Origin of the sequence: Microbacterium sp. 1S1, assembly GCF_008271365.1 — a bacterium.
Lineage (GTDB): Bacteria > Actinomycetota > Actinomycetes > Actinomycetales > Microbacteriaceae > Microbacterium.
The window spans coordinates 152,719-167,526 of the sequence record NZ_CP043430.1; the positions used below are offsets into that span (position 1 = coordinate 152,719).

A 14,808-nucleotide genomic window follows, 5' to 3' on the forward strand; every position below is an offset into this window, starting at 1 on the left:
GGACTCAGCTCGTGGAGGTCGCCGTGAACTTCCACGTGGCGTCGGTCACCAACCCCGGCTCCAGCGCGGCATCCGCGGTCACGGCGAAGCAGAGCTGGACCGCGGTACCGGGCGCGGCGGCGGTCGCCCCCTCTGCGAGGGGCACCGTCGTCACCCCGGTCTGCGCGTCGAGCGTGGCTCCGGTCGCGACGGGGGTCGCCGTCGCCGAGGTCGCGTCGCACGTCGCCCCGGGTGCGAGCTCATAGATCGCGTAGGACAGGTGATCGCTGTTCGAGGTCGCCGCCGGGTCCGCGGTCGTGCCGTCGGCGACCAGGTTCGCCGCCGTCGTCGTCCCCGCAGCGAGCCGCACCCAGAACCCCGCGTAAACGGTGTCGGTCGGCGACATGTTGCCGACCACCCCCGCCGGCAGAGCGAACGTCAGTGCTGCGGCCGTGTCGCCGTCGTCCACGTTGTGGTCGCTGAAACTCGTGCCATCGGTGGAGCCCTCCAGATCGAAGGACCCGGCTGTGAACGTCCCGGTCGCGAACTCGGAGTCGTTCCAGGCGGCGAGCACTCCCGCCACCCCCACACCGAGCACGAGCCCACCCGCCAACACTGCCAGGACTTTCCGTTGCGTCGTCGTCGTCGCCATGTCGTTTCCCCCCTCAGGAATCCGGTCTGCGCGGATGCCCGACGAGTAGAGCCCAGGCCTCCCGCGTCCTGGTATACTGCCGGACCTCCGGAGCAAGGACAACCCCCCCCTCCGCGCGACGGCTGCCCTCAGTCGCGCCCCCGCGTCCTCGCGGACGGCTGTGGAGCCAGGACGCGCCGCGCCTCGTCCGCGACCTCCGCGGCGATCGTGTCGAGAAGTGCCGAGCGCAGGTTCCACTGCTGCCAGTACAGGGCGACGCGCAGGGTCGGACCGCCGAGCGCCACGAGTCCCGGCACCTCCTGCAGTCGCGGCACCATTCCCCAGCCGAGGCCGAGGCCGACCGCCAGCGCGTAGTCGTGCGACGCCGGGACATAGTGCCGGGGGACGCCTGCCGCCGGCACTCCCCACGCTGCCAGCCACTCGTGCTGCAGGGTGTCCCGGCGGTCGAAGTCGACGAACGGGGCGTGCGCCAGCGCGGCAGGGCTCGCCCCGTCCGGGAACCAGCGACGGGCGTAGGCGGGTTCGGCCATGGCGCGGTACTCGAGCACGCCGAGGGGCGTGACCGTGCACCCCGCGACCGCCGTGGCCTCGCTCGTCACCGCTGCCATGACCGTTCCCGACTCGAGCAGCCGCGCCGTGAAGTTCTGATCATCGCGGTGGAGGTCCATGTCGATGTCGTGGGTGGCCGAGAGCCGGGCGAGCGGCGCGAGGAACCAGGTCGCCAACGAGTCCGCGTTCACGGCGAGGGGGACGGTGATCCGGCGTCCGTCGCGCCCGTCGTCGATACCCACGCCGGCGAGCGCATCGTGCTCCAGGAGGGCGATCTGCCGCGCCAGCCGCACCACCGCCTCCCCTGCCTCCGTCAGCCGGACGGGCTTGCTGCGGACGAGCAGGATGCGCCCCAGCTGCTGCTCGAGCGCTTTGAGCCGCTGACTGACCGCGGACGGAGTGACGCGCAGCCGGTGGGAGGCGGCGTCGAGCGTGCCCTCGTCGGCCACCGCGGCGAGAGTGGCGGCGAGCTCCGGATCGATCCTCACATGAGAGATGCTAATGGTAGGAAAGGAATCTTCGCTGTCATTCATGGTTCGGAATTCGTAGGCTCGACGCATGCTCACCGTCCTCGCCGGCCTCGGTCTCGGCCTCTCCCTCATCGTCGCGATCGGCGCGCAGAACGTCTTCGTCCTGCGCCAGGGCATCCGCCGCGAGCACGTCCTCGCCGTCGTCATCGTCTGCGCGCTCTCGGATGCGGTGCTGATCATCGCGGGCGTCGCCGGGCTGGGCTTCGTGCTGTCGGCCGCACCCTGGCTCGTCGTCGTCGCCCGGTGGGCGGGGGCGCTGTTCCTGCTGGGGTATGGGCTGCTCGCGGCGCGGCGGGCCTGGCGCGGTGGCGAGGAGCTGGTGGTCGACGGAGGCGATGCACCGGTTCTCGAAGCGTCCGGTGGCACCGCGACCCTCACCCGCACGCGCCTCGCCCCGGTCATCCTCACGACACTGGCTCTGACGTGGCTGAACCCGCACGTGTACCTCGACACGGTCCTGATGCTCGGCTCCATCGCGGCCACGCACGGGGAGGAGCGGTGGCTGTTCGCCACCGGAGCAGTGGCGGCGAGCGTCCTCTGGTTCACCGCCCTCGGCTTCGGGGCTCGCTACCTCGGCCGCTGGCTGCGTACCCCGCGCTCCTGGCGCCTCCTCGACGCCGTGATCGCGATGGTGATGATCACGCTGGCGGTCAGTCTCGTGCTGCCGGTCCTGGGCGGCTAGCCACTCACCCCGCCTCGATCTGCGTCACCCTCGACCGGACGAGGGCGCGGACCGCCTCCTCCGGCAGCGGGTGCTCCGGCTGGAAGCGGATCGTACCCTTGTCGAGACTGACCTCGGGATGACCGTCCAGGAGCTCCGCGACCGCAGCAACAGCCTCGGGGCTGAACGGGTAGACGCCGATGTGCTTCTTCGCGCGCATCACCGAGAGCAGTGGCTTGCCGGCGTGCACGAGCGCCGGCATGCCGTAGCCCGTGCCCTGCTCGGCGTCCGGGACCTGCTCCCGCGCGATCGCATAGACGCGATCGACCGCTACGCGGTCGGAGGAGTCGAGATCGGCCAGGTAGTCGTCGATGGTGCCCACGCGTGGCATCCTGCCACCGATCGTCGCGGGGGTCGAGGGGCGAGCGGTCAGATCCCGTCGAGCGGTCGGAGGATGCGGGTGAGGAACCGCTGCGTGCGCTCGTGCTGCGGCGTGCTGAACAGCTGAGCGGGCGGCCCCTGCTCCACCACCACGCCGCCATCCAGGAAGAGCACGTGGTCGGCGACCTCCCGGGCGAAGCTCAGCTCGTGGGTGACGACGGCCATCGTCCAGCCCTCGTCGGCCAGCTCCTTGATGACGAGCAGCACTTCGCCGACGAGCTCCGGATCGAGCGCACTCGTCGGCTCGTCGAACAGCAGCAGATCGGGCCGGAGGGCCAGGGCTCGCACGATGCCCACGCGCTGCTGCTGGCCCCCCGAGAGCTGATGGGGCCGCGCGTCCGCCTTGTCCGCGAGACCGACGCGGGCCAGCAGCGCCTGCGCCTCGGCGATCACCTCGGTCTTCGGACGGCCCTGCACCCGCCACGGCCCCTCGATCACGTTCTCCAGCACGGTCAGGTGCGGGAAGAGGTTGTGGTGCTGGAACACCATCGCCGACCGGTCGCGCAGGGCGAGCCGGTGCTGCTTCTCGACGCGGGGTTTCGGGCGGACCGCGGGAGCGAAGTCGATCTCCGGCCCTCCGGCCACCGCGATGGTGCCGGCGTCCGGCGTCTCCAGGCCGTTCAGGGCGCGCAGGACGGTCGTCTTCCCCGAGCCGCTGGGCCCGATGAGCACGACGACCTCGCCGCGGTGCAGGGTGAGGTCGAAACCGCGCAGCACCTCGGTGGCGCCGAAGCTCTTGTGCAGGCCGCGGGCGGTGAGCAGCGGTTCGACTGTGGGGTCAGTGCGCGACACGACTGTCGAGCCTCCTCTCCAAGGCGCTCTGCCCGAACGAGAGCACCAGGCAGATCACCCAGTAGACCAGCGCTGCGGCCAGATACAGCACCATGAACTCGAGCGTGGTGGAGGCGATCTGCTGCGCCACCTTGAACAGCTCCGTCACGAGGATCAGCGAGGTGAGGGAGGTGTCCTTCACGAGCGAGATGAACGTGTTGGACAGCGGGGGCACCGACACCCGGGCGGCCTGGGGCAGGATGATGCGGGTCAGCGTCCGCGTGCGGTTCATGCCGACCGTGTAGGCCGCCTCCCATTGCCCCTTCGGCACCGAGAGGATCGCCGCCCGCACGACTTCGGCGCCGTAGCCGCCGACGTTGAGCGAGAGCGCGATGATCGCGCTCGGCCACGGATCGAGGGTTACCCCGACGGACGGCAGCCCGTAGAAGATCACGAAGAGCTGCACGAGCATCGGCGTGCCGCGGATCACGGAGATGTAGAACCGCGCAATGCCGGACACGACCGGGCGCACGGAGATCCGCATCAGCGCCATGCCGATCGCGATCACCAGCCCCAGGGCGAACGACACCAGAGCCAGCGGGATCGTCACCGTCAGCCCCGCCCAGGCGATCGGCCCGAGCGAGGAGAAGAAGAGCTCCCAGGGGTTCTGCATCGCCTACTGCGAGACGTCTTCGCCGAAGTACTTCTCGCTGATCTCAGCCAGGGTGCCGTCGGCACGGAGCTTGTCGAGCGCTTCGTCGACGGCATCGACGAGCGCCTCCTTGTCCTTCGTGAAGACGAAGGCCTGCTCCCCGGCGTCGTCGGTCTCCGCGGCGATCTTCAGGCCGGTCGGGCTGTTGGTCGTCTCGTAGTCGAGGAAGGTCAGCTTGTCGTTGACGGTCGCGTCCACCCGCCCCTGGCGGAGGAGCTCCACGGCCTGCGCCCAGCCCTCGACGCCCTCGACCTTCGCACCGGACTCGGTGGCCAGCTCGTACCAGTTGCTCGTCAGGGACTGCGCCGTGGTCTTGCCTGCGAGGTCGTCGAACGAGGAGATCGAGTCGTCGTCCTCCTTGACCACGATGACGCCGGGCGACACGGTGTACGGGGCGCTGAAGAGGTACTTGGCCTCGCGCTCGTCGTTGATCGACACCTGGTTCGCGATGACGTCGAAGCGTCCGGCGTCGAGGCCCGCGAAGATCGCGTCCCACTGGGTCTCCTGGAACTCGACCTTCAGGCCGAGCTCGTCGGCGACGGCCTGGATGATCTCGACGTCGTAGCCGGTGAGGTCGCCGGAGCCGCCGTCGCCGTGGAAGCTGAACGGACGGTAGGTGCCCTCGGTCGCCACGGTCAGCGTGCCGTCCTTCACCAGGCCGAAGTCGGAGCCTGCGGAGCTCTCGCCGTCCGTGCTCGCGGGGGTGCTCGATCCGCTGCAGGCGGTCAGGGCGGCAGCGGCGACGACGAGTGCGGTGACGGCGATGAAGCGACGGTACATGGACCCTCCTGGGGCGAGAAAGCGCGGATGCGAGTTTACGCGACGACCGCGGGAACTCCCCCACAGTACGCGTCGCCCCCGACCTTCCCCGCATCGGATGACGCCGGATGTCGGGGGCGGCGAGGCCTCCAGGAACGCAGAACGCCCCCGAGGAGAACTCGGGGGCGTTCGGTGCGACAGGTGCGAGACCCGTCGACGCGTCAGATGGCGTTGACGTCCAGCGGGATGCCGGGGCCGAACGTGGTCGACACCGCACCCTTCTGGATGTAACGGCCCTTGGCGCTGGACGGCTTGAGGCGGACGATCTCCTCGAGAGCGGCATCGATGTTCTCGTTCAGCTGCTCGGCCGAGAACGAGGCCTTGCCGATGACGAAGTGCACGTTGGCGTGCTTGTCGACGCGGAACTCGATCTTTCCGCCCTTGATCTCCTCCACGGCCTTGGCCGGGTTCGGAGTCACGGTGCCGGTCTTCGGGTTCGGCATCAGGCCACGGGGACCGAGCACCTTGCCGAGACGGCCGACCTGGCCCATGAGCTCCGGGGTCGAGACCGCGGAGTCGAAGTTGGTCCAGCCGTCGGCGACCTTCTGGATGAGCTCGGCGCCGCCGACCTCATCGGCGCCGGCGGCGATCGCAGCCTCGGCCGCGGGGCCGGTGGCGAACACGATGACGCGGGCGGTCTTACCGGTGCCGTGGGGCAGGATGACGGTGCCGCGCACCATCTGGTCCGCCTTGCGCGGGTCGACGGCGAGCTTCAGCGCGACCTCGACGGTCGAGTCGAACTTCGCCGAGCCGGTCTCCTTCGCGAGCGCGACGGCCTCGGACGGCGTGTAGAAACGGTCTGCCTCGATCTTCTCGGCGGCAGCCTTGTAAGCCTTGGACTTGGTAGCCATGATTATTCTCCTCAGCCCTCGACCGTGATGCCCATGGAACGGGCGGTGCCGGCGATGATCTTCGAGGCGGCCTCGATGTCGTTCGCGTTCAGGTCGGCCTGCTTCTGCTCGGCGATCTGACGGACCTGGTCCTTGGTGATCTTGCCGACCTTCACGGTGTGCGGGGTGGCCGAAGCCTTCTGCACGCCGGCGGCCTTCTTGATGAGCTCCGCCGCGGGCGGGGTCTTCAGGACGAAGGTGAAGCTGCGGTCCTCGTAGACGGTGATCTCGACGGGGATGACGTTGCCGCGCTGCGACTCGGTCGCGGCGTTGTACGCCTTGCAGAACTCCATGATGTTGACGCCATGCTGACCGAGCGCGGGGCCGATCGGCGGCGCCGGGTTGGCGGCACCGGCGTTGATCTGAAGCTTGATCAGGCCGGTCACCTTCTTCTTCGGTGCCATTCTCTTTCCTTTCCTCGAGGCGGATGCGAGCATCCGCTTCTCCCACGGCTCCGGCCTCTCCGGCCCGTGGTCGCTTGTGCGCACGCCGAAGCGTCACACAAACCACGTAAGTCTACCTGATCTCTCCCCCGCTGGCGAGCCGGCCCCGTGCGTGCGAGCCGGCCCTGTGCGTGCGTCCACAACGGGCCGGGAGGCACGAAAGGGGTGGGTCGGGGAAGAAAACGGCCGCCCGGGAGGGCGGCCGTTCTCGTGCACTTCGGCAGGCTCAGTGATCCAAGGTCAGATCATCTTGGTGACCTGGTCGAACGACAGCTCGACCGGGGTCTCGCGCTCGAAGAGCGAGACGAGGACCGTGAGCTTGCCGCTCTCCGGCTTGATCTCGCTGATCGAACCCGGAAGACCCGCGAACGAGCCCTCCTTGATCGTGATGGTCTCGCCGACCTCGAAGTCGACCTCGGCGGGAAGCGGACGGGCGACGGCGACGCCGCCCTTGGCCGCGATGTTCTTGGCGGTCGGGACGTCCTTGACCTCGACGAGCGACTTCAGCATGTTGAAGGCCTCTTCGAAGCGCAGCGGCGTCGGGTTGTGGGCGTTGCCCACGAAGCCGGTGACGCCCGGGGTGTGCCGGACGACCGACCAGGTGTCCTCCGTGAGCTCCATCCGCACCAGCACGTAGCCGGGGATGCGCACGCGGGTGACCATCTTGCGCTGGCCGTTCTTGATCTCGACGACGTCCTCCATCGGGACCTCGACCTGGTAGATCTCGTCCTCGACCTCGAGCGTCGACTTACGCTGCTCGATGTTCGCCTTGACCTTGCGCTCGAAGCCCGCGTAGGAGTGGATGACGTACCACTTGCCGGGGAGCATCCGCAGGTCCATGCGGAACGCCTCGTACGGGTCCTCCTCCGCGGCGGCCTCGTCCTCGTCGGACTCGGCACCGGGACGGTCGTCCTCGCCGTTCACGTCGGGCCCCTCGTAGGGGGTGACCTCGTCAGCGGCTTCGGCCTCCTGCTCGGCGGCTTCCTCCGCGACGGAGTCGTTGAGGACCTCCGCGGCGGCCTCGGATTCCGCGGCCTCGTCCAGGTTCAGAGCGTCGTTCACGATGGCGTCCGCCTCCGGGTCGTCGATGTCGATGTCGATGTCTTCCGTCTCCTGCTCGCCGTCCTCGTCCTCGACGTGGACCGCGACGTGCTCGGCAGAGGTGACCGAGAGCTCCTCGGCGGCGAGCACGTTGCCCTCCTGGGCCTCGTCCTCCTCGCTGGACTGCTCTGCGGCGGTCGCCCAGTCGGCGTCGTCGGAATATCGTTCAGACACGTTCTTCTTCTCCATAGCTGCGGCGGATGCCGCGGGGGTCATCAGCCAGGGATTCCGAACACGTAGTGCGTCAGGAGCCCGAAGACGTAGTCGAGACCGTAGACGATGCCCATGACGATCAGGACGAAGACGAGCACCACACCCGTGAACTTGAAAAGCTCCTTGCGGGTCGGGGTGACGACCTTGCGCAGTTCGGCGATGACCTGGCGGATGAACAGGGCGATGCCCCCGAAGAACCGGGAGAAGGGGTTGCCCTTCTTCTGGCGCGTGGCGCCGGCCGCGACGACCTCGCCGCGCGGTTCGTCCTGATCCATCCTGAATGTACCTTTCGTGTGTCAGCGTGCGCTGACGCGCAGGGCGGACAGGAATCGAACCTGCAACCTGCGGTTTTGGAGACCGCTGCTCTGCCAATTGAGCTACCGCCCTAGAGACCCGGAGGTCTCGGGGATGCCCTCCCCACCCTGCCACCGGCCGATGTCATAGACGCCAGGCACGGCGAAAGAATGCAGAGAACAACTGCTCCACAAGCATACGGCATCGATCCGGTGGTGCCGAACAGGAAGCGGAAGAGGCGTTGTTGCTAGGCTCGGCGGGCGGACGAAGCAGGAAGGGACGCATGTGAGCGGGGATGTGCAGCAGTTCCAGGTGGATCTGCGCGGGGTCGTCGATCTGCTCAGCCGGCACATCTACTCCAGTCCCCGCGTGTATCTGCGCGAGCTGCTGCAGAACGCCAGGGACGCGATCGCCGCGCGGCGAGAGGTCGACGGGGGCGGCAGCCGGATCCGGATCACGCCGCTCACCGCGCAGACGGGCGAGTTCGTCCTTCGCGACGATGGCGTGGGACTGACCGCCGCCGAGGTCGCCGATCTGCTCGCGACCGTCGGGCGCAGCTCCAAACGGGACATCTTCGATCTCCCCCGGAGCGACTTCCTCGGCCAGTTCGGCATCGGACTGCTGAGCTGCTTCATGGTCGCCGACACCATCGTCATCCGCTCCCGCAGTGCCAGAGGCGGCTCCGCGGTCGAGTGGACGGGGAGCGCCGACGGCACCTTCCGCGTCACGGAGATCGATGACGACCTGCCGATCGGCACCAGCGTGCACCTCGTGCCGCGCTTCGACGCCGACGAGCTGCTCCGCCCTGCGGCCGTGCACGAACTCGCCACCGCGTTCGGGGAGTTCCTGCCCGTGCGCGTGACGATCGACGCCCCAGGAGGAGACGTCGATGTCACCCGAGAAGCCCCCTTCCTCGACCCTGCCGCCGACCTCGAGGCGGCCGTGCAGTACGGTCGAGATCTGCTCGGGGCAGCGCCGCTGGACGTGATTCCGCTGAGTGAGCCGGCCACCGGGACGCAGGGCCTGGCGTTCGTGCTGCCCTTCGCACCCCCGCCCGGTGCCCGTCAGGCGACCCGCATGTACCTGGGGCGGATGCTGCTGTCCGAGCGCGTCGACGACGTGCTTCCCGACTGGGCGTTCTTCGTGCGCGCCGTGGTCGACTCCACCGGCCTCGCGCCGACCGCGAGCCGCGAGTCCCTCGTCGAAGACACGGCGCTGGAGCACGTCCGCGAGCAGCTCGGCGCCGGCATCCGCCGCTGGGTCCTCGAACTCGGGCTGCGCGAACCGCACCGCCTCGCCCAGTTCGTCGCCGTCCACGAGGTCGGGCTGAAGTCGCTCGTGCGCCACGACGAGGAACTCGCGCGGTTCATCACCCGCTGGCTCACCGTCGAGACCACGCACGGGACGCTGCGGATCGGCGACCTCGTGGAGCGGTACCCGCACGTGCGGTACGCCCAGACGGTCGATGAGTTCCGCCAGGTCGCCGGGATCTCCCCCGCCGACGAGGTACTCGTCAACGGCGGCTATCTCTACGACGCCGACCTGATCCGCCTGCTCCCCGACCTCTACCCGCAGGTCACGGTCGAGAAGGTCGACGTGGCAGGGGAGCTCGACCGGCTCGACCCGCCGCCGCTCGACGACCGGGACGCCGCGATGGCGCTGGAGTCGCGCGCCGGCACCGTGCTCGCCGCTTCCGACTGCGCCGTGGTCGTGCGGGCGATCGATCGCCCGTCGCTCACGGGGTTGTACGTCGCCGACCCCGAGGTCCTCCGGACGATCGACCGCGGACGCACCAAGGGCATCGCGAGCGCCCTGTGGGGCGGGGTGCTCGACCGGATCGACCAGACACTGTCGTCCACGCGCGACGACGACCTCACGGCGCGACTGTGCCTGAACTGGTCGAACCGCGTCGTCCGCGCCCTCGTCCGCGTGGAGGACGACGCGGTGTTCGCGCGCACCGTCCAATTGCTCTACATCCAGGCGCTCCTCGCGGGACACCACCCGCTCTCGGACGCCGATCGGGCGCTCATGACCAGCGCCCTCTCCGACCTCGTCTCACTCTCGGCCGGCATCGAAGGGGACACGCTCCCCTTCGATGACGCCCGCTGAGCCATCACCCGAAGGGGCCCGCCATGGCACGTCCGAAGAAGCGCTTCCAGCAGCTCATCGAGGAGATCGACCGCACCCCATGGGGACCGGCGGAGCAGGCGCTCGTAGCCGAGGCCGTCGCGCTCGCGGTGGAGATCGGGGACGAGCGGCTGGAATACGAGGCCCGCATGCGCCAGACCGCGTCGGCGAACATGACGGGGGCCACCGACGTCATGCTCAACTCGTTCGCCTGGTGCCTCGCGCATCATGACGCCGACCCGCAGCGGTTCCCCGCCGACCTCGGCAACGGCGGGGCGGATCTCATGTGGCAGTTCAAGTGGATGGCGTCGTCCCTCCGCTCCTCCCCTGCCTTCTCCCAGGAGCAGATCGCCGCGGTTCTCGATGACATGGAAGCCCACTACCGTGCCGCAGGGCTCGGCCTCAGCGGTGTGCTCACGGCCCGCTTCGAGGACGCCTGGGACGCCGGCCGGTTCGACGCCGCCGAAGCCCTGCGGGTCCAGCTCGAGGCCACGCCACGCGACGAGCACAGCCACTGCGACGCGTGCAGCCGCAGCCAGTTCGCCGGGTTCTTCGCGGAGACCGACCGTGACGCCGACGCCATCCGGCTCGTCGAGGAGATGATCGAAGGCGGCTTCTCCTGCGGCGAGGAGCCGGAGCACGCTCTGTCCCGTGTACTCCTCCCCTACCTGCGTGCCGGTCGCACGGAGGACGCGAAGACCGCGCACCTGCGCAGCTACCGGCTCGCGAAGGACAACCCGGACAACCTGCGCATCGTGGCCAACAACATCGTGTTCGCCGCGATCACCGGCAACGAGGCACGGGCGCTGGCCCTGATCGAGAAGCACATCGCCTGGCTCGCCCACGATGGGCTCAACGTCGACGCGCACTTCGCCGCCCTCACCGCCTTCGCCGTCGCGCTCGACCGCGTCATCGCCGCAGGTCACGGTGACACCCCGGTCCGCGGAGCCGAATCCCCCGCCCTGGTTCCCCTGCTCGGCGCGCATGAGGGGCCGTGGAGCGCCGCCGACCTGGCCGCCACCGCCTGGTCAACGGCCGAGCGCATCGGAGCGGAGTTCGACGAGCGCGACGGCACGGACGGCCATGCCCGCAGCCTCGCCCGGATGCGGGCTCTCGCCGACGAGAGCTACGACGTCCCGATCCGCTCCGACGCCTTCGTCGCCCCCGCGCCGGCCACGACCCCGACCGACCCGGACGGCTGGTTCGAACGGGCGATGCAGCTCGCGCAGTTCGGCGCCGAGCAGGAGACCCTCGCCGCTCTCCCGCACGCCCTGGAGATCGACGACCCCGCCAAGCGCGCACAGCTCCTGTCGATGCATCTCGGCATCCTCGTCGCTCTCGATCGCGGGGAGGAGGCCGAGTGCCTGCTCCCCGACCGGATCGCCGCGCTGCGGGCGGCCGGGAACGATGCGCAGGCCGATTTGGAGGAGCGTCTGGGCCTAGCCACCTTCGGCCTGCACACCGACGAGACCATGGCCGCGCTCGAGGAAGAGCTCGCGGCGGCCGACCGCCTGCCCGCCTGGTCGCGCGGTGACCTGGCGATCAGCCGTGCGTCGCTCCACCTCCGGGCGGAGGAGCCGGATGCGGCACTCGACCTCGCGGAACTCGCCGCCCGCTCGTTCGCGGAGGCGCAGGACACCCGGCTGTCGAACACCACGACCCTCGTGGCGATCGGCGCCGTGCTGAGCAAGGGCGACCTCGACGCCGGCCGCACGCTCCTCGACCGCTTCCTCGCCCAGGACGACCTTTCCACGGGGCACCGGGCCCACGCGCTGCAGACCAGGGCTCGCGTGCGTGGCGGCACGGGCGCCTACCAGGACGGGGCCGCCGACGCCGACGAGGTGTGCCGTCTGCTCGCCGAGCTCGGCGCCACGCGCGCTCTCGCCGAAGCCCATGTGCTTGCGGGCGCGCTCTGGGAGGACGCCGAGGAGCCCGAGAAGGCGGTCGCCCGCTACCGTCTGGCCGCTCGCCTGCAGGACGACGGCGATCGCACCGGCGTCGACTTCCGGCTGGCGCGTGCGATGCTGCGCGCGGGGGACGCGGAGGAGGCCGCCGAGCTGTTCGGCGATGTGCTGCAGCGCGAGGAGAACGCCGAGGTACCGGCCGGCTCCCGCGCCATGACCGCCTCCCTCCTGGCGCGATCGCTCGCCGAGTCCGGCGAGTTCGGTCAGGCGGTCGGGGCCCACGGCTACGCCGCCGAGCTCTTCGGGCAGGCGGAGGCGCACGCCGACCAGGCCATGGCGATGACCGAACAGGCGAAGATCCTCGCCCGCTTCGACGAGCACGACGACGCGGTGCGGCTGCTGGAGGGCGCCGTGGAGATCGCACGTCGCGCCCCGGAGGCCGTCGGGGCGCTGTCCGAGGTCCTGCACAGCCTCGGCCAGGCTTACGGCGGGCGTGGCGACGAGCGCGCGTTCGAGCTCTTCGACGAGGTCGCCGCCCTGGCGCAGCAGCACGAGGCCGGCTGGCTGCTCGCCGACGTGACCGACTCCCGCGGACGCGCCCTGGCCGAGCTGGGGCGGATCGACGAGGCCGTCGCCGCCGCTCTGACCGCCGCGGACGGCTTCGCCGCGCTCGGCGATCAGGGCGCCGCGGGCAGTTCCGAGCTGTTCGCGGGGCGGGTGCTCGCGGGCAACGACCGCCCGGCCGACGCCGTACCCGTCTACCGGAGCGCCCTGGACCATGCCGAGAGCTTCCCGCCGTTGCGTCAGGTCGCGGCACTGGAACTCGGCGACGTGCTGGAGGCGCTGGGCCGGCACGCCGAGGCCGCCGAGGTCAGAGCCCTCGTCGAGAGCTGATGCCACACCGGCTCGGAATCCGGAGAGGATCCCGAGCCGGTGTCGGCGAAACACTGCTCGACGTCAGAACAGCTGACGCCAGTTCGCCCGTGCGAGGTCGAGCAGCTCGTCGCCGCGCCCCGACATCACGGTGCGGATCGCGTACAGCGCGAAGCCCTTGACCTGCGCGGCCTCGATCGCCGGCGGCATGGACAGCTCCTGCCGCTCGGTCACGACGTCGAGCAGCGCCGGACCGTCGTGCGCGAGGACCTCGCGGACGGCCTCGGGCAGATCCTCGCTGCGCTCCACTCGGCGGGCGAAGATCCCCATGGCCTCCGCGATGGCGGCGAAGCTCGGGTTGTCCAGGCCCGTGCCGTAGGTGACGAAGCCGGCGGCCTTCATCTCCAGCTCCACGAAGTTCAGCGACGAGTTGTTCACCACGATCGTCTTGACCGGCAGACCGTTCTGGGTGAGCGTCAACAGCTCGCCGAGCATCATGGCGAGGCCGCCGTCGCCTGCGAGCGCCACGACCTGACGACCCGGGTGCGCGACCTGCGCGCCGATCCCGTGCATCAGGGCGTTCGCCATCGAGCCGTGCGTGAACGACCCGATCAGCCGGCGCCCCTCGGTCATGGACAGATAGCGCGCGGCCCAGACGGTCGGCGAGCCCACGTCGGCGGTGAAGATCGCGTCCTGCGCGGCGTACTCGTCCAGCAGTCGGGCGAGGTACTGGGGGTGGATGGGCCGTGCGCCCTTCGCCGGCACTGCGAGTTCGTCGAGCTTCTTCCGCGTCTTCCGGTAATGGGCCACGGCATCGTCGAGGTGGGCCCGGTCGTCCTTCCGCGCGAGACGGGGAAGCAGAGCTTCCGCCGTGGCCTTCACGTCTCCGACGAGGCCGAGGTCGAGCGGGTGGCGCTTACCCAGCTGGGAGCCGCGGATGTCGACCTGGATGGTGGTCGCGTGCTCCGGGTAGAACTGCTCGTACGGGAAGTCGCTGCCGAGGACGAGGAGCGTGTCGGCGGCCTCCATGGCCCGGTAGCCGGATGCGAACCCGAGCAGCCCTGTCATCCCGACGTCGAACGGGTTGTCGTACTCGATGAACTCCTTGCCCCGCAGCGCGTGGACGATGGGGGCTCCGAGCGCGTCGGCGAGCGCGATCACCTCGTCGTGCGCCCCTTCCACCCCGGCTCCGGCGAGAATCGTGACCTTCTTGGCCGCGTTCAGCATCGTCGCGGCCTTCTCCAGCTCCGGGCCGCTGGGCTGAATCACCGGACGAGCGCGCTCGATCACCACGGCGCGGTCGTCCGCGATCTCGGACAGCGCCACGTCTCCCGGGATCACGAGGACGGCGACCCCGCGCTGCTCGATGGCGGCGCGCATCGCGATCTCCATCAGTCGCGGCATCTGCGACGGGTCGGCGACGTACTCGACGTACACGCTGCACTCACGGAACAGCTCCTGCGGATGCGTCTCCTGGAAGTATCCGGTGCCGATCTCGACGGTCGGGATGTGGGCGGCGATGGCGAGCACCGGCACACGGGAGCGCTGCGCGTCGTACAGCCCGTTGATGAGATGCAGGTTGCCGGGGCCGCACGAGCCCGCGACGACGGCGAGGTCTCCCGTGGTGCCGGCGTCGGCCGCGGCGGCGAAGGCCGCGGACTCCTCGTGACGCACATGCACCCAGCGGATGCTGCCGTCTTTGCGGAGCGCGTCCGTGAGTCCGTTCAGCGAGTCGCCCGGGATGCCGTAGATCCGGTCGACTCCGTTGGCGTTCAAAGTCTTGACGATGTTCTCAGCGACGTTGGCCATACCCCGACCTTACGCCCGCCTGGGCTGCACCGGGCCGGGC

14 protein-coding genes and 1 tRNA gene are annotated in these 14,808 nt (G+C 69.8%); 3 read left to right on the top strand and 12 right to left on the bottom strand.

Annotation, left to right across the window (positions count from 1 at the left end; all coding sequences use genetic code 11):
• Nucleotides 1-4: 4 nt before the first annotated feature.
• Nucleotides 5-631 carry a SipW-dependent-type signal peptide-containing protein gene (locus FY549_RS00780; RefSeq protein ID WP_149083403.1) on the bottom strand — a complete coding sequence of 209 codons (627 nt, stop codon included), beginning with the start codon at nucleotides 629-631 and terminating at the stop codon, nucleotides 5-7.
• Between the two features lie 128 nt (nucleotides 632-759).
• A complete protein-coding gene (locus FY549_RS00785) occupies nucleotides 760-1,668 on the bottom strand; it encodes a LysR family transcriptional regulator ArgP (RefSeq protein WP_187614891.1) in 909 nt (302 codons plus the stop codon).
• Nucleotides 1,669-1,738: 70 nt separating this feature from the next.
• Between FY549_RS00785 and FY549_RS00790 the strand changes: the two genes are divergently transcribed.
• A complete protein-coding gene (locus FY549_RS00790; protein WP_149083405.1) occupies nucleotides 1,739-2,392 on the top strand; it encodes a LysE/ArgO family amino acid transporter in 654 nt (217 codons plus the stop codon).
• A 4-nt stretch (nucleotides 2,393-2,396) separates the two neighbouring features.
• Here FY549_RS00790 and FY549_RS00795 read toward each other — a convergent pair whose 3' ends face one another.
• The 9 genes from FY549_RS00795 to FY549_RS00835 form a co-directional block, all read right to left on the bottom strand.
• Complete coding sequence (locus FY549_RS00795) at nucleotides 2,397-2,753, bottom strand: iron chaperone (RefSeq protein ID WP_149083406.1); 357 nt, start codon at nucleotides 2,751-2,753, stop codon at nucleotides 2,397-2,399.
• A gap of 47 nt (nucleotides 2,754-2,800) precedes the next feature.
• Nucleotides 2,801-3,604: an amino acid ABC transporter ATP-binding protein gene (locus tag FY549_RS00800; protein WP_149083407.1), complete on the bottom strand. Its 804-nt coding sequence runs from the start codon at nucleotides 3,602-3,604 to the stop codon at nucleotides 2,801-2,803.
• On the bottom strand, nucleotides 3,591-4,256 hold the full coding sequence (locus FY549_RS00805; protein WP_149083408.1) for an amino acid ABC transporter permease: 666 nt from the start codon (nucleotides 4,254-4,256) through the stop codon (nucleotides 3,591-3,593). Before FY549_RS00805 ends, FY549_RS00800 begins: the two co-directional genes overlap by 14 nt.
• Nucleotides 4,257-4,259: 3 nt before the next feature.
• Nucleotides 4,260-5,075 carry an amino acid ABC transporter substrate-binding protein gene (locus tag FY549_RS00810; protein ID WP_149083409.1) on the bottom strand — a complete coding sequence of 272 codons (816 nt, stop codon included), beginning with the start codon at nucleotides 5,073-5,075 and terminating at the stop codon, nucleotides 4,260-4,262.
• A gap of 200 nt (nucleotides 5,076-5,275) precedes the next feature.
• Complete coding sequence (gene rplA, locus FY549_RS00815) at nucleotides 5,276-5,965, bottom strand: 50S ribosomal protein L1 (RefSeq protein ID WP_025102336.1); 690 nt, start codon at nucleotides 5,963-5,965, stop codon at nucleotides 5,276-5,278.
• Between the two features lie 11 nt (nucleotides 5,966-5,976).
• Nucleotides 5,977-6,408, bottom strand: a complete 432-nt coding sequence (gene rplK, locus FY549_RS00820) for a 50S ribosomal protein L11 (protein ID WP_025102337.1) — start codon at nucleotides 6,406-6,408, stop codon at nucleotides 5,977-5,979.
• 279 nt (nucleotides 6,409-6,687) lie between these two features.
• Nucleotides 6,688-7,722: a transcription termination/antitermination protein NusG gene (nusG, locus tag FY549_RS00825; protein WP_187614892.1), complete on the bottom strand. Its 1,035-nt coding sequence runs from the start codon at nucleotides 7,720-7,722 to the stop codon at nucleotides 6,688-6,690.
• 41 nt (nucleotides 7,723-7,763) lie between these two features.
• The gene (secE, locus tag FY549_RS00830; protein ID WP_101848474.1) at nucleotides 7,764-8,036 is read right to left on the bottom strand and encodes a preprotein translocase subunit SecE; all 273 of its coding nucleotides are present in this window, start codon (nucleotides 8,034-8,036) and stop codon (nucleotides 7,764-7,766) included.
• Between the two features lie 39 nt (nucleotides 8,037-8,075).
• Nucleotides 8,076-8,148: transfer RNA gene (locus FY549_RS00835), tRNA-Trp, on the bottom strand.
• A 192-nt stretch (nucleotides 8,149-8,340) separates the two neighbouring features.
• On the opposite strand from FY549_RS00835, the gene FY549_RS00840 reads away from it, so the two are divergent.
• The gene (locus tag FY549_RS00840; RefSeq protein WP_149083411.1) at nucleotides 8,341-10,164 is read left to right on the top strand and encodes an HSP90 family protein; all 1,824 of its coding nucleotides are present in this window, start codon (nucleotides 8,341-8,343) and stop codon (nucleotides 10,162-10,164) included.
• A gap of 23 nt (nucleotides 10,165-10,187) precedes the next feature.
• Nucleotides 10,188-12,980, top strand: coding sequence for a hypothetical protein (locus FY549_RS00845; RefSeq protein ID WP_149083412.1), 2,793 nt, complete (start codon nucleotides 10,188-10,190; stop codon nucleotides 12,978-12,980).
• Nucleotides 12,981-13,043: 63 nt separating this feature from the next.
• On the opposite strand, the gene poxB is transcribed toward FY549_RS00845, so the two are convergent.
• Nucleotides 13,044-14,768 (bottom strand): ubiquinone-dependent pyruvate dehydrogenase, encoded by a 1,725-nt coding sequence (gene poxB, locus FY549_RS00850; RefSeq protein ID WP_149083413.1) that lies wholly within the window; start codon nucleotides 14,766-14,768, stop codon nucleotides 13,044-13,046.
• Nucleotides 14,769-14,808: the final 40 nt, after the last annotated feature.